General features: G+C 62.7%; 22 protein-coding genes. 16 read left to right on the top strand and 6 right to left on the bottom strand.

The window, feature by feature from the left end; all coding sequences use genetic code 11:
* The first annotated feature begins 8 nt into the window (after positions 1-8).
* Positions 9-1100, top strand: a complete 1092-nt coding sequence (locus tag ABDW57_RS08920) for a porin (protein WP_343729851.1) — start codon at positions 9-11, stop codon at positions 1098-1100.
* A gap of 37 nt (positions 1101-1137) precedes the next feature.
* Here ABDW57_RS08920 and ABDW57_RS08915 read toward each other — a convergent pair whose 3' ends face one another.
* Entirely contained in the window at positions 1138-1965 is an 828-nt protein-coding gene (locus tag ABDW57_RS08915) for an IclR family transcriptional regulator C-terminal domain-containing protein (protein WP_343729850.1), read from the bottom strand.
* Between the two features lie 133 nt (positions 1966-2098).
* On the opposite strand from ABDW57_RS08915, the gene ABDW57_RS08910 reads away from it, so the two are divergent.
* From ABDW57_RS08910 to ABDW57_RS08880, 7 genes are all read left to right on the top strand, one after another.
* Positions 2099-2764, top strand: coding sequence for a 3-oxoacid CoA-transferase subunit A (locus tag ABDW57_RS08910; protein WP_343729849.1), 666 nt, complete (start codon positions 2099-2101; stop codon positions 2762-2764).
* Positions 2761-3408, top strand: a complete 648-nt coding sequence (locus ABDW57_RS08905) for a CoA transferase subunit B (protein WP_343729848.1) — start codon at positions 2761-2763, stop codon at positions 3406-3408. Before ABDW57_RS08910 ends, ABDW57_RS08905 begins: the two co-directional genes overlap by 4 nt.
* Position 3409: 1 nt before the next feature.
* Positions 3410-4612 (top strand): 3-oxoadipyl-CoA thiolase, encoded by a 1203-nt coding sequence (gene pcaF / locus ABDW57_RS08900; RefSeq protein ID WP_343729847.1) that lies wholly within the window; start codon positions 3410-3412, stop codon positions 4610-4612.
* Between the two features lie 62 nt (positions 4613-4674).
* Entirely contained in the window at positions 4675-5541 is an 867-nt protein-coding gene (locus ABDW57_RS08895; protein ID WP_343729846.1) for a branched-chain amino acid ABC transporter permease, read from the top strand.
* Positions 5538-6569: a branched-chain amino acid ABC transporter permease gene (locus tag ABDW57_RS08890; RefSeq protein ID WP_343729845.1), complete on the top strand. Its 1032-nt coding sequence runs from the start codon at positions 5538-5540 to the stop codon at positions 6567-6569. The genes ABDW57_RS08895 and ABDW57_RS08890 overlap by 4 nt, the downstream gene beginning before the upstream one ends.
* Positions 6566-7324 (top strand): ABC transporter ATP-binding protein, encoded by a 759-nt coding sequence (locus tag ABDW57_RS08885; RefSeq protein ID WP_343729844.1) that lies wholly within the window; start codon positions 6566-6568, stop codon positions 7322-7324. The genes ABDW57_RS08890 and ABDW57_RS08885 overlap by 4 nt, the downstream gene beginning before the upstream one ends.
* Entirely contained in the window at positions 7317-8018 is a 702-nt protein-coding gene (locus ABDW57_RS08880) for an ABC transporter ATP-binding protein (protein ID WP_092272584.1), read from the top strand. Before ABDW57_RS08885 ends, ABDW57_RS08880 begins: the two co-directional genes overlap by 8 nt.
* Positions 8019-8112: 94 nt before the next feature.
* Here ABDW57_RS08880 and ABDW57_RS08875 read toward each other — a convergent pair whose 3' ends face one another.
* From ABDW57_RS08875 to ABDW57_RS08865, 3 genes are all read right to left on the bottom strand, one after another.
* Positions 8113-8562 carry a cache domain-containing protein gene (locus ABDW57_RS08875; protein WP_343729843.1) on the bottom strand — a complete coding sequence of 150 codons (450 nt, stop codon included), beginning with the start codon at positions 8560-8562 and terminating at the stop codon, positions 8113-8115.
* Between the two features lie 15 nt (positions 8563-8577).
* Complete coding sequence (locus ABDW57_RS08870) at positions 8578-9033, bottom strand: cache domain-containing protein (RefSeq protein WP_343729842.1); 456 nt, start codon at positions 9031-9033, stop codon at positions 8578-8580.
* Positions 9034-9125: 92 nt separating this feature from the next.
* Positions 9126-9608, bottom strand: coding sequence for a MarR family transcriptional regulator (locus ABDW57_RS08865; protein WP_343729841.1), 483 nt, complete (start codon positions 9606-9608; stop codon positions 9126-9128).
* An 81-nt stretch (positions 9609-9689) separates the two neighbouring features.
* On the opposite strand from ABDW57_RS08865, the gene ABDW57_RS08860 reads away from it, so the two are divergent.
* From ABDW57_RS08860 to ABDW57_RS08830, 7 genes are all read left to right on the top strand, one after another.
* The gene (locus ABDW57_RS08860; RefSeq protein ID WP_343729840.1) at positions 9690-10721 is read left to right on the top strand and encodes an aromatic ring-hydroxylating dioxygenase subunit alpha; all 1032 of its coding nucleotides are present in this window, start codon (positions 9690-9692) and stop codon (positions 10719-10721) included.
* Positions 10718-11674, top strand: a complete 957-nt coding sequence (locus ABDW57_RS08855) for a PDR/VanB family oxidoreductase (RefSeq protein ID WP_343729839.1) — start codon at positions 10718-10720, stop codon at positions 11672-11674. The genes ABDW57_RS08860 and ABDW57_RS08855 overlap by 4 nt, the downstream gene beginning before the upstream one ends.
* Before the next feature lie 19 nt (positions 11675-11693).
* On the top strand, positions 11694-12881 hold the full coding sequence (locus tag ABDW57_RS08850; protein ID WP_343729838.1) for an ABC transporter substrate-binding protein: 1188 nt from the start codon (positions 11694-11696) through the stop codon (positions 12879-12881).
* A 79-nt stretch (positions 12882-12960) separates the two neighbouring features.
* Entirely contained in the window at positions 12961-13905 is a 945-nt protein-coding gene (locus tag ABDW57_RS08845; RefSeq protein WP_343729837.1) for a fatty acid desaturase, read from the top strand.
* Entirely contained in the window at positions 13902-14702 is an 801-nt protein-coding gene (locus tag ABDW57_RS08840; protein WP_343729836.1) for a PhnD/SsuA/transferrin family substrate-binding protein, read from the top strand. Before ABDW57_RS08845 ends, ABDW57_RS08840 begins: the two co-directional genes overlap by 4 nt.
* 26 nt (positions 14703-14728) lie before the next feature.
* Positions 14729-15295, top strand: a complete 567-nt coding sequence (locus ABDW57_RS08835; protein ID WP_343729835.1) for a helix-turn-helix domain-containing protein — start codon at positions 14729-14731, stop codon at positions 15293-15295.
* Positions 15296-15310: 15 nt separating this feature from the next.
* Positions 15311-15598, top strand: coding sequence for a YciI family protein (locus ABDW57_RS08830; RefSeq protein ID WP_343729834.1), 288 nt, complete (start codon positions 15311-15313; stop codon positions 15596-15598).
* Here ABDW57_RS08830 and ABDW57_RS08825 read toward each other — a convergent pair whose 3' ends face one another.
* Positions 15599-15997 (bottom strand): GFA family protein, encoded by a 399-nt coding sequence (locus tag ABDW57_RS08825; protein ID WP_343729833.1) that lies wholly within the window; start codon positions 15995-15997, stop codon positions 15599-15601. It abuts the gene before it with no gap.
* Positions 15998-16046: 49 nt separating this feature from the next.
* Positions 16047-16985, bottom strand: coding sequence for an aliphatic sulfonate ABC transporter substrate-binding protein (locus ABDW57_RS08820; protein WP_343729832.1), 939 nt, complete (start codon positions 16983-16985; stop codon positions 16047-16049).
* A 727-nt stretch (positions 16986-17712) separates the two neighbouring features.
* On the opposite strand from ABDW57_RS08820, the gene ABDW57_RS08815 reads away from it, so the two are divergent.
* Positions 17713-19272, top strand: a complete 1560-nt coding sequence (locus tag ABDW57_RS08815; RefSeq protein WP_343730012.1) for a rhodanese-related sulfurtransferase — start codon at positions 17713-17715, stop codon at positions 19270-19272.
* Positions 19273-19311: the final 39 nt, after the last annotated feature.

Here is a 19311-nt window from a genome sequence, read left to right as displayed (position 1 = left end):
GACTAGGAATGAAAAACACCATTCGTGGCGCAGCGGCGCTGCTGTGCACCCTCGGCGCTTCCTCCGCCATGGCCCAATCCAACGTAACCGTGTACGGCCTGCTGGACACCGGCATTGAGCGCGTCACCAACGTCAATGCCGCCGGCGACAGCGTGACCCGCATGCCGTCGCTGACGGGTTCCTTCCCTTCGCGCATCGGCTTCCGCGGCACGGAAGACCTGGGCGGCGGCTTGTCGGCCATCTTCACGCTGGAAGCCGGCCTGGCCGTCGATACCGGCAGCATGGGGCAGGGCAACCGCCTGTTCGGCCGCCAGGCCACTGTCGGCCTGAAAGGCGACTTCGGCACCGTGACCCTGGGCCGCCAGATCAACATGACTTATATCTCCGGCCTGAAGTCGGACGTGATGGGGCCGAACCTGTTCGCCATCGGCAGCATCGACCCATACCTGCCGAATGCGCGCAGCGACAATGCCATCGGCTACTACGGCACTTTCAATAACTTTGTGATCGGCGCCACCTACAGCACCGGCCGCGACGGATCCAGCGCCGGCGGCCCGGCCGCTACCGGCTGCCCGGGCGAGGTGGCGGGCAATGCCAAGGCTTGCCGCCAGGTGACCGGCCTGTTTGGTTACGAGACTGCGGCGTACGGCCTGAATATGTCGTATGACATTTTGTACGGCAATACCGGCGCGGCTGCGGGTCTGACCAGCAGCAATAACAGCGACAAGCGCGTTACCGCCAACGGTTATGTGAAGGTGGGCGAGGCCAAGCTGGGCGGCGGCGTCATCGACCGCACCACGCGCGCGGCAACCGGCCTGACCGAGTCGGATCTGTACTACTTTGGGGTGAGCTATCCGGTGACGCCGTTCACCACGCTGGACGCGCAGTGGGCGCGCAAGGATGTGAAGCGCAGCGGCGACGATGCCACCATGCTGGTGGCGCGCGCGACCTACTACTTCTCGAAACGTACCGCCGTGTATGGTGGTGTGGGCCGCATGAAGAACTCGGGCCTGTCGGCGGTGGCGCTGGATGCCGGCGGCTCGGTTGGGGCCGGCAAATCGCAGAATGGCGTGATGGCCGGCATCCGCCACACCTTCTGACCGGCACGTCGTTCCGGCGCAGGCGCCGGAACGACGTTCAGGGCAGCAGCACCGCCAGCTCCTGCGCCCCGCGTTGCAGCACCGGCAGGAACTCATGCTGCAGCTGCTCCACGCTGACGCGGGCCGCTTGCGCGCCCACGTTCAGCGCCGCCAGCACTGTGCCGGACGCACCGCGCACCGGCACGGCGATCGACCGCAGCCCCAGTTCCAGTTCCTCATCGTTGATGGCATAACCGTCGCGGCGCACGCCGGCCAGCACTTCGCGCAAGCGCTTGGGGTTGACGATGGTGTTGACCGTCATCGGCCGCAGGCGGGTGTGCTCCAGGTAGGCATCCAGCTCGCCCGGCGGCAGGTGCGCCAGCATCACGCGGCCCAGCGAGGTGCAATAGGCGGGCAGACGGCTGCCGGTGTTCAGCGCCACCGACATCACGCGCGAGGTGGCCGCGCGCGCCACGTACAGCACTTCGCCATCTTCCAGCACCGCCAGCGAACTCGATTCATTCAGCGCGCGGCTGATGTTGTTCAGGTAGGGCTGGGCCGACACCGTCAGTGGCGTCGAGGACAGATACGAATAGCCGAGCGTCAGCACCTTGGGCCGCAGCGAGAAGTTGTTCAGCTCCGCATCGACGTAACCCAGCTCGCGCAGCGTGTGCAGGCAGCGGCGTACGGCCGCGCGCGGGATGCCGGTCTTCTGGCTGATGCTGGCGATGGTCTGCGGCTTGCGGGCGTCGCTGAAGGCCCGCAGCACCGCCAGACCGCGTGCCAGCGAGGTCATGAAACTGGGGTCGGTCATCGCGTCGATCTGCTCGGCGATGGTGGGTTCGCGGTCGTCGTCCGCTTCGATAAGTGGGGTGGCTTTAGACATGGCGTGATTTTAATGCAGTCATTGGTTTCAATTGGCGTTTTTTTCTTGACCGGGGCTGTCGCAAGTTCTACACTGGGTGTGCGGTAATCAATCATTAGTTCGATTATCGCACAACATGCACTGGAAAGCAGATATGATCGATAAAACTTTTGAATCACTGGAACGGGCGGTGGCCGATATCCATGACGGCGCCACCGTCATGATCGGTGGCTTCGGCAACGCCGGCATGCCGTCGGCGCTGATCGATGCGCTGATCGCGCAGGGCGCGAAAGACCTCACCATCGTCAACAACAACGCCGGCAACGGCGAAACCGGCCTGGCCGCGCTGCTCAAGGCCAAGCGCGTGCGCAAAATTATTTGCTCCTTCCCGCGCCAGACCGATTCGCATCACTTCGACGCGCTGTACCGCGCCGGTGAAATCGAGCTGGAACTGACGCCGCAGGGCAATCTGGCTGAGCGCATCCGCGCCGCCGGCGCCGGCATCGGCGGCTTTTTCACGCCGACCGGCTATGGCACGCTGCTGGCCGAGGGCAAGGAGACGCGCCTGATCAACGGCCGCCAGTACGTGCTGGAGTCGCCGATCCACGCCGACTTCGCGCTGATCAAGGCGCTGCGCGGCGACCGCTGGGGCAATCTGGTGTACCGCAAGACCGCGCGCAATTTCGGCCCCATCATGGCCATGGCCGCCAAGGTCACCATCGCCCAGGTGCAGGATGTGGTGGCGCTGGGCGAGCTGGATCCGGAAGTGATCGTCACGCCGGGCATTTTCGTACAACGCGTGGTGAAGGAATCGGCATGAGCACTAATCGTTACACCCGCGACCAGATGGCCGCCCGCGTCGCGCAAGACATTCAGGAAGGTGCTTACGTCAACCTCGGCATCGGCCTGCCGACCAAGGTGGCCAACTATCTGCCGACCGACCGTGAAGTGTTCCTGCACTCCGAGAACGGCTTGCTGGGGATGGGCCCCGCACCGGTGCCGGGCCAGGAGGATGATGACCTGATCAACGCCGGCAAGCAGCCGGTGACGCTGCTGACCGGCGGCGCTTACTTCCATCACGCCGATTCCTTCGCCATGATGCGCGGCGGCCACCTCGACGTCTGCGTGCTGGGCGCTTTCCAGGTATCGGCCAAGGGCGACCTGGCCAACTGGCACACCGGCGCGCCGGATGCGATTCCGGCGGTGGGCGGCGCCATGGACCTGGCGCTGGGCGCCAAGCAGGTGTTCGTCATGATGGAACACCAGACCAAGACCGGCGAGAGTAAGATCGTTGCTGAGTGCACCTATCCGCTGACGGGCGTAGCGTGCGTCAACCGTATTTACACCGACATGGCCGTGCTGGACGTGACGTCCGACGGTCTGGCCGTGCGCGAGATGGCGCCCGGCCTGACGTTTGAAGAATTGCAGGCCGCCACCGGCGCGCCGCTGCTGAAAGGACAATGAGATGACTGAAGCATTTATCTGCGATGCGATCCGCACACCCATCGGCCGCTACGGCGGTGCGCTGAAGGATGTGCGCGCCGACGATCTGGGCGCGATTCCGCTGCGCGCGCTGAAGGAGCGCAATCCGGGCGTGCAATGGGATCAGGTGGACGATGTGTTCTACGGCTGCGCCAACCAGTCGGGTGAGGACAACCGCAACGTGGCGCGCATGTCGCTGCTGCTGGCAGGCCTGCCGCAAGAGGTGCCGGGCACCACCATCAACCGGCTGTGCGGCTCGGGCATGGACGCCATCGGCACCGCCGCACGCGCGATCCAGGCCGGCGACGCCAGCCTGATTATCGCCGGCGGCGTGGAGTCGATGACGCGCGCGCCTTATGTCATGGGCAAGGCTGATAGCGCCTTCTCGCGCAGCGCCAAAATCGAAGACACCACCATGGGCTGGCGCTTCGTCAACAAGGCGCTGAAAGAAGCGTATGGCACCGAGACCATGCCGGAGACCGCCGAAAACGTCGCCGCCGATTACAAGATCAGCCGCGCGGACCAGGACGCGTTTGCGCTGGCGAGCCAGAACAAGACCGCCGCCGCCATCGAAGCGGGCGTGTTCAAGCAGGAGATTGTGCCGGTATCTCTGCCGCAGAAAAAAGGCGATCCTGTGGTGTTCGCGCAGGATGAGCATCCGCGCGCCACCACCACCGAAGCGCTGGCCAAGCTGAAAGGCGTGGTGCGCGCCGATGGCACGGTCACCGCCGGTAACGCTTCCGGCATCAACGACGGCGCCTGCGCGGTGCTGATCGCCAGCGGCGAAGCGGCCAAACAGCACGGACTGAAACCGCTGGCGCGCATCGTCGGCATGGCTACCGCCGGCGTGGCGCCGCGCGTGATGGGCATCGGCCCGGTGCCGGCAGTGCAAAAGCTGCTGCGCCAGACCGGCCTGACGCTGGAGCAGATGGACGTGATCGAATTGAACGAAGCATTTGCGGCGCAGGGTCTGGCCGTGCTGCGTGAACTGGGCCTGAAGGATGACGACCAGCGCGTCAATCCTAACGGCGGCGCGATCGCGCTGGGCCACCCGCTGGGCATGAGCGGCGCGCGGCTGGTGACGACCGCCACTTACCAGTTGCACCGCACCGGCGGCCGTTACGCGCTATGCACCATGTGCATCGGCGTGGGGCAGGGAATTGCGATGATTATCGAAAAAGTGTAGTTTTTAGTTGCAGGAAGTAGTGGAGACAAAATGAAAAAACATAATCAAAGCGGGAGGCAGTCATGCTAGCCAATTTCGCCGGTGTGCTGTTTGACGGCATCGCCTACGGCAGTCTGCTGTTCCTGATCAGTGTCGGCCTGTCGGTCACGATGGGCATGATGAACTTTATTAACCTGGCGCACGGCGCGTTCGCCATGCTGGGCGGCTACGTCAGCGTGTCGCTGCTGTCGCGCTTTGGCGTGCCGTTCCTGGCATCGCTGCCGCTGGCCTTCATCGCTTCGGCGGTGGTGGGGCTGGTGCTGGAGCGCCTGCTGTATCGCCGCCTGTACAAGGCCAGTCACCTGGATCAGGTGCTGTTCTCGATCGGCCTGACCTTCATGGCGGTGGCCGGCGCCACCTACATTTACGGCCCGACGCAACAGCCGGTGGTGCTGCCGGACTGGCTGCGCGGCCAGGTGTCGCTGCTGGGGCTTGATGTCGGTTCGTACCGCCTGTTCCTGATCGGCGTGGTGGTGATCGTGACCATCGCTCTGGGCCTGCTGATCGAGCGTACCCGCTTTGGCGCGCAAATCCGTGCCTCGGTGGACAATCAGACCGCGGCTGCGGGTCTGGGCATCAACGTCAGTCTGGTGTTCAGCCTGACCTTTGCGCTGGGCTCCGGCCTGGCCGGTCTGGGCGGCGGCCTGGGTATCGACGTGCTGGGCCTGGATCCAACCTTCCCGGTCAAATACATGGTCTACTTCCTGCTGGTGGTTGCGGTGGGCGGTGCTGGCACCATCAAAGGCCCGTTGCTGGCGGCTGCCATTCTCGGCGTGTTTGACGTCGCCGGTAAATACTATGTGCCGGAAATCGGCGCCTTCGTGATCTATGCGCTGATGGTCGTGCTGCTGATCCTGTTCCCTGCTGGCCTGATGCGGAGGAAAGCATGAACGCTTTTGCTGATACTGAAACCAAGCCTGTCGCCAAGGTCGCCGCCATGCTGCCTGTCCCTAAATTGCCGCATGACCGCTGGCAGCCATTGGAGATTGTCTTCTGGCTGCTGCCGATTGCCGCGTATTTCGCCTTTCCCGGCTATCTGGTGCTGATCAGCCAGATCATGATTGTCGGCCTGTTCGCGGTGTCGCTCGATCTGATCCTCGGCTATGCGGGCATCGTCTCGCTGGGCCATGCCGCCTTCTTTGGTCTGGGCGCCTACACTGCCGGCCTGCTGTCGGTGCATGGCTGGGGCGAGCCGCTGAGCGGCCTGCTGGCCGGCGGCGTGGTGGCCGGCATTGCCGGCCTGCTGACCGCCTTCCTGGTGGTGCGCGGGCAGGACCTGACCCGTTTGATGGTCACGCTGGGCATTGGCCTGATGCTGTTTGAAGCGGCCAACAAGGCGGCCTTCATCACCGGCGGCGTCGATGGCCTGTCCGGCATGATGGTCGGCAAGCTGTTTGGCACTTTCGAGTTTGACCTGAACGGCAACGTCGCCTTCTGGTACAGCTTTGCCGTGCTGTTCATCGTGTTTGCGGTGCTGCGCCGTGTGGTGAAGTCGCCATTTGGTCTGAGCCTGATCGGTATCCGCGAAGGTGTGCGCCGCATGCCGTCGCTGGGCGTGAACGTGAATCGCCGCCTGGTCGCCGTGTTCACGCTGGGCGCCGTGGTGGCCGGCCTGGCCGGCGCGCTGCTGGCGCAGACCACGCAGTTCGTCGGCCTGGATTCGCTGGGCTTCCCGCGTTCCGCTGAACTGGTCATCATGCTGGTGCTGGGCGGGACCGGCCGCCTGTATGGGGCGCTGGTTGGCGCTGCGGTGTTCATGCTGGCGCAGGACTACATCGCCGGCCTGAATCCGACTTACTGGCAGTTCTATATCGGCCTGCTGCTGGTGCTGATCGTGCTGTTTGCGCGCGGCGGCATCCTCGGCGGCCTGGAACGTCTGCTGCAACTGGTGAAACCTCAACGCAAGGAGCAGCCATGAGCCGCGATATCACTTTACGTACCGAAGGCCTGAGCAAGCGCTGGGGCGCGTTCGTGGCCAACAGCGATGTGTCGCTGACGTTTGAACCGGGCGCGCGCCACGCGCTGATCGGCCCTAACGGCGCCGGCAAGACCACCTTCATCAATCTGCTCACCGGCGCCTTCAGCCCAAGCAGCGGCAAGGTGTATCTGGGCGGAGAGGACATCACGCATCTGCCGCAGCATGAGCGCGTCCACTGCGGCATGACGCGCACCTTCCAGCTCAACACCCTGTTCGCCGGCCTGACGGTGCTGGAATCGGTGGCGCTGGCGATCAGCGAGCGGCGTGGTTTGCAGAACGTGTGGTGGAAAACGGTGGCCAATCATCCTGAAGTGATTGAGGAAGCGATGGCGCTGCTGGCGACGCTGAAGCTGAGCGATCAGGCCAACAGCATCACGCGCAGCATGGCTTACGGTAAGCAGCGCCTGGTGGAGATCGCGCTGGCGCTGGCGACCAAGCCGCGCATCCTGCTGCTGGATGAACCGGCGGCCGGCATTCCGCAGGCCGAGAGCAAGGAGCTGTTTGAAGTATTGGCGCAGTTGCCGCGCGATGTGACGGTGCTGTTCATCGAGCACGATATGGGACTGGTGTTCCGCTTCGCCGACCGCATCACGGTGCTGGTGGGCGGCAAGGTGCTGACCGAGGGGACGCCGGCGGAAATCGCCGCCGACCCGCGCGTCAAGGAAGTTTATCTGGGGGAGTCGGAACATGACTGAGTTGCTGGTGTTGGATAAGGTCACCGCCGGGTATGGCGAATCGATCGTGCTGGAGGATGTGTCGTTCACCCTGAAGGAAGGCGATTCGCTGGCGCTGCTGGGCCGGAATGGCGTCGGCAAAACCAGCCTGCTGGTGACGCTGATGGGCCTGACGCGCCTGCACAAGGGCAGCATCCGCTGGGCCGGCGGCGATATCTCGCGCGTCTCGACCCACAAGCGTTCGCGCGCAGGCCTGGGCTGGGTGCCGCAGGAACGCCATATGTTCCCGTCGCTGACGGTGGAGGAGCATTTGACGGTGGTGGCGCGGCCGGGACCGTGGAATCTGCAGAAGATTTATCAGATCTTCCCGCGCCTGTTTGAGCGCCGCAACAACATGGGCAACCAGTTGTCCGGCGGCGAGCAGCAGATGGTGGCGATCGCGCGTGCGCTGATGACCAATCCGCGCATCCTGCTGCTGGATGAGCCGATGGAAGGCCTGGCGCCGATTATCGTGCAGGAGCTGGTGCGCGTGATCCGCAAGCTGGTGCAGGAAGAGGGCATGTCGGTGATCGTGGTGGAGCAGCATGCGCGCCTGGCGCTGTCGCTGACGCAGCGCGCCATCGTGCTGGATCGCGGCCGCATCGTGCACGACTCGGACAGCGCCAGTCTGCTGGCCGACGGCGACAAGCTGGATAAACTGGTCGCCGTCGCCTGAATGTCGCCCCGACGAAGGCCGGGGCCCATGGAATATATACGCTGTGTTATCGCATGCGTTCCATGGGTTCCGGCCTTCGCCGGAACGACATGGCTTATTTTTTGGTGTAGATACCCACGCCCACCCAGTACTTGTCGTCGGCCTTTTTCACGTAAGAGGACTTCGGCTCCAGCGCCTTGCTCACCGGGTTCACCCACACATAATCCACCCAGCCGGTTTTGCCGCTCATGGCGAGGTCGCGCATCTCTTTCGAGAAGTACTTGCCGTTGGCGTCGCGCAGTTGCGTCATGTCTTTGTTATTCAGCTTGGGATTGGTGCCGTGGCATTTCATGGTGCCCGCCGCGTCGTGCACGAACACGTAAAGCTCGCCCTGGATATAGCCGCCCTTGGGATCAGCAAACTCCTTGCACGCTTCGTCGATGCCTTTCTTCTGGATGTTGACGACGGCCTTGTCCACCAGCGCGATGGCGTCCTGTTTGTCCTGCGCAAACGCGGGCAGGGCGGCAGCCAGCACAAGGGCTGCGGTGATATGGCTGAATTTCATGATGTCCCCCTCGATCTATTTTTTCGTATAGATACCAACACTGACCATGTACTTGTCATCCGCCTTGCGCACGTAGGCGGACTTCGGCTCCAGCACCTTCGATGTCGGATTCGGCCAGACATAATCGACCCAGCCTGGCTTGCCGGATTGCGCGACATTGCGCATCTCCTTGGTGAAGTATTTGCCGTTGGCGTCCTTCAGCTCAATCATGTCCTTGCCGTTCATGCGCGGAATGGTGGCATGGCAGACCATCTTGCACTGCATGTCCTGCACCACCACGTACACCTCGCCCTGGATATAGCCGCTCTTGGGGTCCGCAAAATCCTTGCAGGCTTCTTCCACGCCTTTTTTCTGGATGTTGGCGACCGCCTTGTCGGCCAGCGCAATGGCTGCCGCGCGCTCGGCCTCCTGGGCATAAACGGCAGGCGCCGCCGCCAGCAGGGCGAGGGCGGCCAAGTGTGTCAATTTCATATTGTTGTCTCCTGTCTTATATGGCTGGCACCGGATGTCCGGTAAGGACTATGCTAGCGCAACAGGTATGCGATTAACACCCCACTGTGCGATTAGCGCACTGTATCGCGCGCCGCGAGCGGTGCGCGGCTTTGTTCGTTGTTTTCTTGTACGAGTTTGCTCAGCAGTTCCATGAATTGCAGCTGTTCGGGGCCGGTGAGGGGTGCCAGCAGGCGGCGGCGCAAACGCTGCGAACCAGGAATCAGCTCCTCCAGCAAACGCTCGCCGGCCGGCGTGATGGTGAGCGCACGCTGGCGGCGATTGGTCGGGATCACTTTGCGCTCCAACAGGCCTTTCTCTTCCAGGCGCGCGCAGACGGTGGCGCCGGTCGAGGTATCGATGCCGCTGGCGGCCGAAAGCGACACTTGATCGATGCCCGGATGCGCTTCCAGATTGCGCAGCATCGCGTACTGCACCGGGGTCAGTTCGGAACCCATTTCGTCGTAAAAAATCGACACCGAGATCTGCTGCGCGCGGCGCAGCAAGTGGCCCGGATGTTCGTAAAGGTTGATGAGTTTGCTTTCGGTTTCTGGCATGTGAGATTCTCTGCTTGTACTCCGGAACACTATACTCTACTATATTCAGTGTACTGAATATTAAATCACAAGGAGACAAAGATGTACCCAAAAAACACCTGGTACGTGGCTTGTACCCCGGATGAAATCGAGACCAAACCACTGGGCCGCACCATCTGCGGCGAGAAGATCGTGTTCTATCGCGGCGCCGAAGGGAAGGTGGCCGCAGTCGAGGACTTCTGCCCGCATCGCGGCGCGCCGCTGTCGCTGGGCTTTGTGCGCGAAGGGCAGCTGGTGTGCGGCTATCACGGCCTGGAAATGGGCTGCGACGGCAAGGTGGTCAGCATGCCGGGGCAGCGCGTGCGCGGCTTCCCATGCATCCGCAGCTACCCGGTGGAAGAGCGCTACGGCTTTATCTGGGTCTGGACCGGCGACAAGGAGAAGGCCGATCCGGCGCTGATCCACCATCTCGAATGGGCCGACAATCCGGCATGGGCGTATGGCGGCGGCCTGTATCACATCAACTGCGAATACCGCCTGATGATCGATAACCTGATGGACCTGACGCACGAGACTTATGTGCACGCATCCAGCATCGGCCAGAAGGAAATCGACGAGGCGCCGGTGAACACGCGCGTCGAGGGCGAGCAGGTGATCACCAGCCGCTACATGGAAAACATCATGGCGCCGCCGTTCTGGCGCGCGGCCCTGCGCGGCAATGGCCTGGCCGACGACGTGCCGGTCGACCGCTGGCAGATCTGCCGCTTCTCGCCGCCCAGCCATGTGATGATCGAGGTCGGCGTGGCGCACGCCGGCAAGGGCGGCTATGATGCCGCGCCGGAGCACAAGGCTTCCAGCATCGTGGTCGATTTCATCACGCCGGAGACCGAAACCTCGCACTGGTACTTCTGGGGCATGGCGCGCAACTTCAAGCCCGAAGATAAGGAATTGACCGCCACCATCCGCGAAGGACAGGGTAAGATCTTCGCTGAAGACCGCGAGATGCTGGAACTGCAGCAGCAGAACATCCTGCGCTACCCGGAGCGCAAGCTGCTGATGTTGAATATCGACGCCGGCGGCGTACAGTCGCGCCGCATCCTTGATCAATGGCTGGAGCAGGAGAAGCAGTCATGAGTAGCGAACTGCTGGAAGTGCGGGTGGAACGCCGCACCAATGAAGCGGAAGGCATCTGCAGTTACGAGCTGGTGAGCGTGGACGGCTCGCCGCTGCCGCCTTTTAGCGCCGGTGCGCACATCGACGTGCATGTCGCGCCGGGGCTGGTGCGCCAGTATTCGCTGTGCAATCCGCCGCACGAGCGGCATCGCTACCTGATCGGCGTGCTGCGCGATCCAGCCTCGCGCGGCGGCTCGCAAGCCATGCACGAAAAAATCCAGGCTGGCGCAAAGCTGACGATCAGCGCGCCGCGCAATCACTTTCCGCTGGTGGAAGCGCCGCGCAGTGTGCTGCTGGCGGGCGGCATCGGCATCACGCCGCTGCTGGCGATGGCGGAGACGCTGTCGGCGCAGGGCGCGCAATTTGAACTGCATTACAGCACCCGCTCGCCGGAACGCACGGCCTTCCGCGACCGCATCCTCAGCGCGCCGTATGCGCCACAGGTCAGCTTCCATCATGACAGCGTTCAGCCGCTCGACTTGCCGGCATTGCTGGCCGGGCTTCCGCGCGAAACGCACATCTACTTCTGCGGCCCGTCCGGCTTCATCGACCACGTGAAAGCCAGCGCCACGGCGGCAGGCTGGCCGCATGAGCAGCTGCATCTCGAATACTTCGGCGCGGCGGCTGCTGCGCCGCAGGACGGCGATCAGCCGTTTGAAGTCAAGCTGGCTTCCAGCGGCAAGTGCTACACCATCCCGGCCGGCGTCACCGTGCTGAAAGTGCTGAGTGACGCCGGCGTGTTCGTGCCCGCATCGTGCGAGCAGGGCGTCTGCGGCACCTGCCTCACGCGCGTGCTGGATGGCGTGCCGGACCACCGCGACCTGTATCTCACCGAAGAGGAACAGGCAGCCAACGACCAGTTCACACCTTGCTGTTCGCGTTCCAGAAGCGCCACCCTGCTGCTGGATTTATAAAAAGAGAAGAGGAGACACCATGGATCAAAACAACATCAACCACCAACGCCGTCAACTGCTGCTGGGCGCGGCCGCCTTGTCGGCCGGCGTGCTGCCGGCGATTGCCAGCGCTGCCGAACCATTGAAGGTAGGCCTGATCGTGCCGATGTCCGGCCCATTCGCCTCCACCGGCCGCCAGATCGAAGCGGCCGTCAAGCTGTACATGCAGCAGAACGGCAGTGTGGCCGGCGGCCGTCCGGTGGAAATCATCCTGAAGGACGACGGCGGCGTTTCGCCGGACGTCACCAAGCGCCTGGCGCAGGAGCTGGTGGCGCGCGACAAGGTGCAGGTGCTGGCTGGTTTCGGCCTGACGCCGCTGGCCTTTGCCGCCGCGCCGGTGGCCACGCAGGCCAAGGTGCCGATGATCGTGATGGCCGCCGCCACCTCGGTCATCCCGCAACGCTCGCCCTACATCGTGCGCACCGGCTTTACGCTGGCGCAGGTCACCGCTCCGATGGCGCAATGGGCCGGCAAGAACAAGATCAAGAGCGTGGTGACCTTCGTCAGCGACTATGGTCCCGGCCTGGATGCCGAGAAGGTGTTCGTCAAAGGCTTTACTGAAGCGGGCGGCAAGGTAGTGGACAGCCTGCGCGCGCCGCTGCGCAATCCGGACTACGCGCCGTTCCTGGCGAAGGTGAAGGACTTGAAGCCGGATGCATTGTTCGTGTTCGTGCCCTCGGGCGAGGGCGCGGCGGTGCTCAAGCAGTTCACCGACCGCGGCCTCGCTGCTGCCGGCATCCGTTTGATCTGCACCGGCGATGTGCTGGATGACGATCTGATGACCAGCATCGGTCCGGCCTCCGCCGGCGTGGTGAGCAGCCACCATTACTCCGCCGCCCATCCGTCTGCTGAAAACAAGGCCTACGTCGATGCCTTCACCAAGGCGAATAAGGGCATGCGTCCGAACTTCCATTCAGTCGGGGCATATGACGGCATGCACATGCTGTATCAGGCGCTCAAGCAGACCAACGGCGACAGCAACGGCGACAAGCTGCTGGCAGCAATGAAGGGCATGGCCTGGACCAGCGTGCGGGGCCCGGTCAGCATCGACGCCGCCACGCGCGATATCGTGCAGACGGTGTACATCCGCAAGGCGGAAGCGGTCGGCGGCGCATGGTTCAACGTGGAGTTCGACCAGGTGGAGAAAGTGCGCGATCCTGGCGTCTAAAAACTGCATAAGGAAAGCTGTTTTACTTCGTTTTAATCTGGTCCTCGCTTGCATATACTCGGCCATAGGAGATTTGTATATGCAAGCCTGGATCGATGACGTACAACGGAAGGAAGTCAGCACGGAGCGCAGCCGCCTTTTGTGGCGCGGCGAGTGGCCGACCTGGCTGCTGATCGTGGTGATTTACGGCGGCTGGCTCGCCACGCTGGCATATTGGCCCGTGCTGGGCGTCGCGCCGGCCACCTTGCTGATGATCTGGTGGTGCGCCTGGTACATGTCGCTCCAGCACGAGCTGATACATGGCCACCCCACGCCCTGGCCGTGGCTGAACCGCGTGTTTGGCTATGCGCCGCTGGCCGTGTGGTATCCGTATGAGATCTACCGGGAGAGCCATCTGCGCCACCACAACGACTTCGACCTCACGCTGCCGGAGCTGGACGCGGAAAGCACCTATGTGTCGCCGGCCGAATGGCAAGCCATGCGCCGTCCGCTGCGCGCGTTGCACTGGGTGAACAAGACTTTCTGCGGCCGGCTGATCATCGGGCCCGCACTGTCGATTGCTAATACCTGGGGCGGCGCTGTGCGCGAGATGCTGCGCGGCGACTTCCGTCATGCCGGCCTGTGGCTGCGGCACCTGTTGATGCTGGCCGCCTTGCTTTGGTGGGTGAAGGCCGCGTTTGGCGTATCCGCGATCTGGTATCTGCTGGCGATTTCGTATCCTGCGCAATCGCTGGCTATGATCCGCTCCTACTACGAGCATCGTCCGGCCGAGGACCACAAGCAGCGCATTGTGCTGAATGATGCCGGGCTGGTATTTCGCATCCTCTTCCTGAACAATAACCTGCACCTCGTGCACCATGACCTGCCATCGCTGCCGTGGTATCTGCTGCCGCTTGTGTATGAGGGACGGCGCGAGGCTTATAATGCGCGCAGCGGCGGCTTCCAGATCGACGGTTATGGAGAACTGATGCGCCGCTACGGTTTTCGTCCCATCGACGCACCTGTACATCCACGCATGCCATGAGCTGGACCGTCTCCCTGCCTATGTATAACGTCACCCCGCGCTTGCAGCGGGAGTATGAGGCTTTGCTGGCGACCTTGCTGGTCGATGCCGGTGTGCGCGATGAAGCGCAGCTGCTGCGCGAACCGGAGCTGCCGGCCTTGTGGCGTCGCCCGGACCTGCTGGTCGGCCACACTTGCGGCTATCCCTACGTGAGCTTCCTGCGCGGCGTGGCGACTTTGCTGGCAACGCCGTGTTTCGATTTCCCCGGCTGCGATGGCAGCAACTACGCCAGTGTCATCGTCACCCGTGCTGTGGATGGCGTGAATACGCTGGCCGAAGCGCGCGGCCTGACCGCTGCCGTCAACGACCGGCACTCCAACAGCGGCATGAACGTGCTGCGGCACGCGGTGGCGCCACTGGTTCGCAACGGCCGCTTCTTCGGAAAGGTGAAATGGACTGGCAGCCATGTCGCCAGCCTGGGCGCGGTACGCGAAGGGGACGCGGACATCGCCGCCATCGACTGCGTCACTTTTGGCTATCTGCGCGATGAACTGCCGGAGATCACCGACGGCATCAAGATCCTGCAGTACTCCGCATCCTCGCCTGGCCTGCCGCTGATTACCGCGCGCAGCGTGCTGAAAGAAGTGCAATTACAACTGCGCCACGCCTTGCTGGCACCCAGCCCGCGACTGCGCGAGCACATGGCCGCAGTCCGCATTAAAGCCTTCCAGCATCGTCCTGATGCTGATTACGACCGCATCGTCCAGTTGGAGTCCGAAGCTGTGGCGGCAGGGTATCCAGCATTATTGACAAGTTAGGACAATTGTCCTAATATCGGTTCACGATGCAAAAACGTGAACAAATTGTCGACGCTGCCGACCGGCTTTTCTATGAGCGCGGTTTTGAAAGCACCTCGTTTGCCGATATCGCGGATGCCGTGGGTATCTCGCGGGGGAATTTCTATCATCATTTCAAAGCCAAGGACGACATTCTGGAAGCTGTCATCGCGCTGCGCCTTGAGCGCACGCAGACCATGCTGGATCGCTGGGCTGAGGAAAGCGGCACGCCAGAGGAGCGCATCCGTTGCTTCAATCGGATGCTGATCGCCAACCGCGTGAAGATCATGCAGCATGGCTGCCCGGTTGGCACGCTGGCCGCAGAACTGGCCAAGCTGGATCATGCCTTGCAGCCGCAGGCCAATTCCCTGTTCACGCTATTCCGCAGCTGGCTTGCGCAGCAGTTCTGTGCCATGGGCTGTAAAAAGCACGCTGAGGCCTTATCCATGCACCTGCTGGCGCGCAGCCAGGGCGTGGCGGCGCTGGCGAATGCCTTTCATGACGAGGCGTTCATCAAATCGGAAGTCGAGCAAATGAATCTATGGCTTGCCGCCGTCGCGGCGGGAAAACACTGATTGGAGGGGAACTGTATGCATATCGTGCTGCTCAAATTCGCTGAACAAAAAGATCAAGCTCCAAGCCACATGGATGGCCACAACGCCTGGTTGAAGAAAGGTTTCGATGACGGCGTCTTCTTGCTGGCGGGAAGTCTGCAGCCACGCCGGGGCGGGGCAATTGTCGTCAATGGCGCGACGCTGGAAGAACTGCAAGCCCGCGTTGCCCAAGATCCTTTCGTCGTCGCCAAGGTGGTGGATGCAGAGATATTGGAGATTTCCGCATCCAGGGCCGATGATCGCCTCAAGTTCCTGCTTGGCTGATTACAGATGGCGCGTTTCGGCCGGTGGCGTTTCCCAATTATCGTTCTTCCCGTCGAGATAAGTAATCGGCGCGTTTGCCAATTCCTCCGGCGTGACGTCGTCCAGGCAGGTGACGTTTACTGAGTAGAACTCACCCCATCGTGGCGAGCGGCCGATACCGAAAGAACGTACGCCGCAATGGCGGCAAAACAGATGCTGGTCCGTTCTGGTGTGGAACTGGTACAGCGTAAGCTCCGAACTACCGGCCAGAAGCCGAAAAGCCTCCGGCTGAACGATGGCCGGCCAGTAGCGTATTTTGGTGCAGATAGAGCAGTTGCAGCGCAGGGTGCCTGCGCTCAGATCAATGTCTGCTTCAAACCGGACGGCCCCGCAATGGCAACTGCCATGATAAGTCTTCACGTTGATTCCTTGGAGTGGGCTCCATCAGACTGTATCAGGCGATCGTGAATCAGCGCAAGCGCCAGAGCGGTACGGCGGTAGCGTCAAGTTTGCGGGGCAGAAGGCCTTCGCCGTAGAATGCATCCGCAATGCGTTGTTGTTCGCTCAGCGCGTCTTTCACTACCAGGCGCACGTCGTAGCTGCGGCGGCTGTTAGCCAATTCCACCGTCTTCGCATCCAGACCCCATGCTGGCGCCAGCAGCTCTGCTGCTTCTTTTGGGGACTGCTTGACCCAGCGCCCAGTCTTGCGCAGCGCTTCAAACACCACCGCCAGCACGTCCGGCCGCGCTTCCGCATATGCTGTCGAGGCGAGATAATAGCGCTGGTAGTCCGCGACGTTACGGCCGTCGGCAAGGACGCGTACTTGTGACTGATTCTGTACGCCAGCCAGATAAGGATCCCATGTCACCCAGGCGGCCACGCTGCCGCGCTCAAACGCCGCGCGGCCATCGGCTGGCGTCAGATAAGCTGGTTCGATATCCTTGAAGCGCAAACCCGCCTTGTCCAGCGCTGAGATCAACAGGTAATGACTGCCCGCAGCTTTGGTCACGGCTATCTTCTTGCCCTTCAAATCCGCAATGCTCTTAATCGGTGAGTCGCCTCGCACTATGATGGCTTGTGCCGAGGGCGAGGGCGCCTCCTGCGCGAAGTAGGTCAGCTGCGCACCGGCTGCCTGCGCAAATACCGGCACGGTATCTGCCACATCCGCGCTCAGATCCACACCGCCGACATTCAGGGCTTCCAGCAAGGGAAGACCGCTGGAGAATTCATGCCAGGTCACCTTTACGCCCAGTGGTGCCAGATCCTGCTCCAGCTGCCCGCGCACTTTCAGCACCGTCAGCAAGGTCGACGACTTCTGATAGCCAATGCGCAGCGTGGACGGACCCTTCTGCGCCCATGACGCCAGCGGCAATAAGGTCAACAAGGAAAGCACGGTACGACGTTGCATGATCAGCTCCTGAAGATGGTTATCGCTTGATAGTACGCCGTCGCCGCCAGCCATTAAAAGGAACGCTTTCGAATTTGGATATAGCGCAATCGCATATCGGCACGATACCTTACGTGGTAATCTGAACGCCGCGTAAGGAGAAGACACAATGAGTGAAGTACATTTGCCGGCACGCCTGCAGCATTTCGTCACCCAACTGGAATGCCTGATCGGACAGGATGAAGCACAGACCATCGAGCGCGGCTCGGCCCTGTTGCGTGAGCTGATTGCGCATGACGACTGGTTGCCGCCGGAGGCTGCGGCGCCTCACCCGCAGTTCTATCGCCAGTACCTGCTGTACCGCGACCCGGCCGCGCGCTTTTCGGTGGTCAGCTTCGTTTGGGGACCGGGGCAATCCACCCCGATACACGATCATACCGTGTGGGGCTTGATAGGCCTGCTGCGCGGCGCCGAGATTTCGCATGACTTCCGCCGTACCCCCGACGGCAGGCTGGAACGCCATGGCGAGCCGCAGCGGCTGGAGACAGGCACCGTGGTCGCGGTATCGCCCACTCTGGGCGACATCCATCAGGTCTACAATGGCTACAGCGATCGCGTATCGATCGGCATCCATGTCTACGGTGCGGATATCGGCGCGGTGGACCGCAGTGTCTACACGCAGGACGGGCAGGTCAAGCCGTTCCGCTCCGGTTACGCGCCGCAGGTCCCTTACCGCAGCTACCAGCAGGTGAGGGCCGGACTGCTGGCGGGGCGCGAGATCGCGCTGCTGGATGTGCGCGAGGAAGATCCGCACGCGCAGGCGCACCCGCTGTTCGCCGCCAATTTCCCGTATGGCCGCATCGAGATTGATGCCTGCACCAAGCTGCCGCGCCGCGATGTGCCTATCGTGGTGCTGGACGATGGCGAAGGCCTGGCGCTGCCCTCGGCCCTGCGTTTGCATCAACTGGGCTACACTGATGTGGCGATCCTGGAAGGCGGCATCACCGGCTGGCGCGATGCCGGCGGTGAGTTGTTCCGCGATGTGAATGTGCCCAGCAAGTCCTTTGGTGAGCTGGTCGAGCACGAGCGCCATACGCCATCCTTGTCCGCACCAGAGGTGAAAGCCCTGATCGACAAGCGCGAGAACATCGTCATCCTGGACGCGCGCCGCTACGACGAGTATCAGACCATGAGCATCCCCGGCAGCATCAGCGTGCCAGGAGCCGAGCTGGCCTTGCGGGCACGCGAGTTGGCACCTGATCCCTCGACCCGCATCATTGTCAACTGCGCTGGCCGCACGCGCAGCATCATTGGCACCCAATCGCTGATTAATGCCGGCGTGCCGAATCCGGTCTCCGCGCTGCGCAACGGCACCATCGGCTGGACGCTGGCGCAGCAGGAGCTGGAGCATGGCCAGTCGCGCAGCTATCCGCCGGCGTCAGACGCCAATCGACAGACGGCGGCGCGCGATGCGCGCGCGTTGGCCGATCGTGCCGGCGTGGCGCGGATTGAGCGCGCGCAGCTGGCGGCGCTGCATGCCGATCGTACCCGTACCAATTATTTCTTCGACGTGCGCAGCCCTGGCGAATATGGGGCCGGTCATCTGCCGCATTTCCGTTCCGCGCCGGGCGGCCAGCTGGTGCAGGAGACCGAACAGTTTGCACCGGTACGCGGCGCACGCATCGTGCTGGCGGATAGCGACGGCGTGCGTGCCAACCTCACCGCGCACTGGCTGCGGCAGATGAATAACGACGTCTATGTGGTCGACGGCTTGCGGCCCGAAGACTTCAGTGTCGCCGGCGCGTGGAAGGACGAGGTGGCGCCGCAGCCGGAGGTCGAGGAGATTAACGTCGAGACGCTGGCGCAGTGGCTGGAACAGGCGCCGCAGCAGATTGCAGTGCTGGACTTCACGTCGGGCGTCAACTATCAGAAGCGGCATATTCCGGGGGCGTGGTTTGCGCTGCGGTCGCAACTGGCGGCGGCACTGGCGCAACTGCCGGATGGTGTGCAGCGTTACGTACTAAGCTGCGGCAGCAGCCTGCTGGCCCGCTATGCCGCCGCCGATCTGCGCACCTTGACCAAGCTGCCTGTGCTGGTGCTGACCGGCGGCACGGCGGCGTGGCTGGCGGCAGGCAAGCCGGTCGAGATGGGGGCAACGCGTCTGGCGTCGCCGCTGATCGACCGATATCGCCGGCCATACGAAGGGACGGATAACCGCGCGGAAGCCATGCAGGCTTACCTGGATTGGGAGTTCGGGCTGGTGGGGCAGCTTGGGCGCGACAGCACGCATGGCTTTCACGTCGTTTGACTTCGATACTGACTTCTCATAAGTTATACTCGATTCAGG

It is taken from the genome of Duganella sp. (assembly GCF_039595735.1).
In the GTDB taxonomy this organism is placed as follows: Bacteria; Pseudomonadota; Gammaproteobacteria; order Burkholderiales; family Burkholderiaceae_D; genus Rugamonas.
Note: the sequence above shows the minus strand (reverse complement) of the source record. Positions and strands in the feature narration are given on the sequence as shown.

What these genes read in the sequence shown, in the direction of transcription:
- ABDW57_RS08920 (WP_343729851.1), top strand. Translation starts at nt 9, where the DNA reads ATGAAAAACACCATTCGTGGCGCAGCGGCGCTGCTGTGCACCCTCGGC.
- ABDW57_RS08915 (WP_343729850.1), bottom strand. Translation starts at nt 1,965, where the DNA reads ATGTCTAAAGCCACCCCACTTATCGAAGCGGACGACGACCGCGAACCC.
- ABDW57_RS08910 (WP_343729849.1), top strand. Translation starts at nt 2,099, where the DNA reads ATGATCGATAAAACTTTTGAATCACTGGAACGGGCGGTGGCCGATATC.
- ABDW57_RS08905 (WP_343729848.1), top strand. Translation starts at nt 2,761, where the DNA reads ATGAGCACTAATCGTTACACCCGCGACCAGATGGCCGCCCGCGTCGCG.
- pcaF (WP_343729847.1), top strand. Translation starts at nt 3,410, where the DNA reads ATGACTGAAGCATTTATCTGCGATGCGATCCGCACACCCATCGGCCGC.
- ABDW57_RS08895 (WP_343729846.1), top strand. Translation starts at nt 4,675, where the DNA reads ATGCTAGCCAATTTCGCCGGTGTGCTGTTTGACGGCATCGCCTACGGC.
- ABDW57_RS08890 (WP_343729845.1), top strand. Translation starts at nt 5,538, where the DNA reads ATGAACGCTTTTGCTGATACTGAAACCAAGCCTGTCGCCAAGGTCGCC.
- ABDW57_RS08885 (WP_343729844.1), top strand. Translation starts at nt 6,566, where the DNA reads ATGAGCCGCGATATCACTTTACGTACCGAAGGCCTGAGCAAGCGCTGG.
- ABDW57_RS08880 (WP_092272584.1), top strand. Translation starts at nt 7,317, where the DNA reads ATGACTGAGTTGCTGGTGTTGGATAAGGTCACCGCCGGGTATGGCGAA.
- ABDW57_RS08875 (WP_343729843.1), bottom strand. Translation starts at nt 8,562, where the DNA reads ATGAAATTCAGCCATATCACCGCAGCCCTTGTGCTGGCTGCCGCCCTG.
- ABDW57_RS08870 (WP_343729842.1), bottom strand. Translation starts at nt 9,033, where the DNA reads ATGAAATTGACACACTTGGCCGCCCTCGCCCTGCTGGCGGCGGCGCCT.
- ABDW57_RS08865 (WP_343729841.1), bottom strand. Translation starts at nt 9,608, where the DNA reads ATGCCAGAAACCGAAAGCAAACTCATCAACCTTTACGAACATCCGGGC.
- ABDW57_RS08860 (WP_343729840.1), top strand. Translation starts at nt 9,690, where the DNA reads ATGTACCCAAAAAACACCTGGTACGTGGCTTGTACCCCGGATGAAATC.
- ABDW57_RS08855 (WP_343729839.1), top strand. Translation starts at nt 10,718, where the DNA reads ATGAGTAGCGAACTGCTGGAAGTGCGGGTGGAACGCCGCACCAATGAA.
- ABDW57_RS08850 (WP_343729838.1), top strand. Translation starts at nt 11,694, where the DNA reads ATGGATCAAAACAACATCAACCACCAACGCCGTCAACTGCTGCTGGGC.
- ABDW57_RS08845 (WP_343729837.1), top strand. Translation starts at nt 12,961, where the DNA reads ATGCAAGCCTGGATCGATGACGTACAACGGAAGGAAGTCAGCACGGAG.
- ABDW57_RS08840 (WP_343729836.1), top strand. Translation starts at nt 13,902, where the DNA reads ATGAGCTGGACCGTCTCCCTGCCTATGTATAACGTCACCCCGCGCTTG.
- ABDW57_RS08835 (WP_343729835.1), top strand. Translation starts at nt 14,729, where the DNA reads ATGCAAAAACGTGAACAAATTGTCGACGCTGCCGACCGGCTTTTCTAT.
- ABDW57_RS08830 (WP_343729834.1), top strand. Translation starts at nt 15,311, where the DNA reads ATGCATATCGTGCTGCTCAAATTCGCTGAACAAAAAGATCAAGCTCCA.
- ABDW57_RS08820 (WP_343729832.1), bottom strand. Translation starts at nt 16,985, where the DNA reads ATGCAACGTCGTACCGTGCTTTCCTTGTTGACCTTATTGCCGCTGGCG.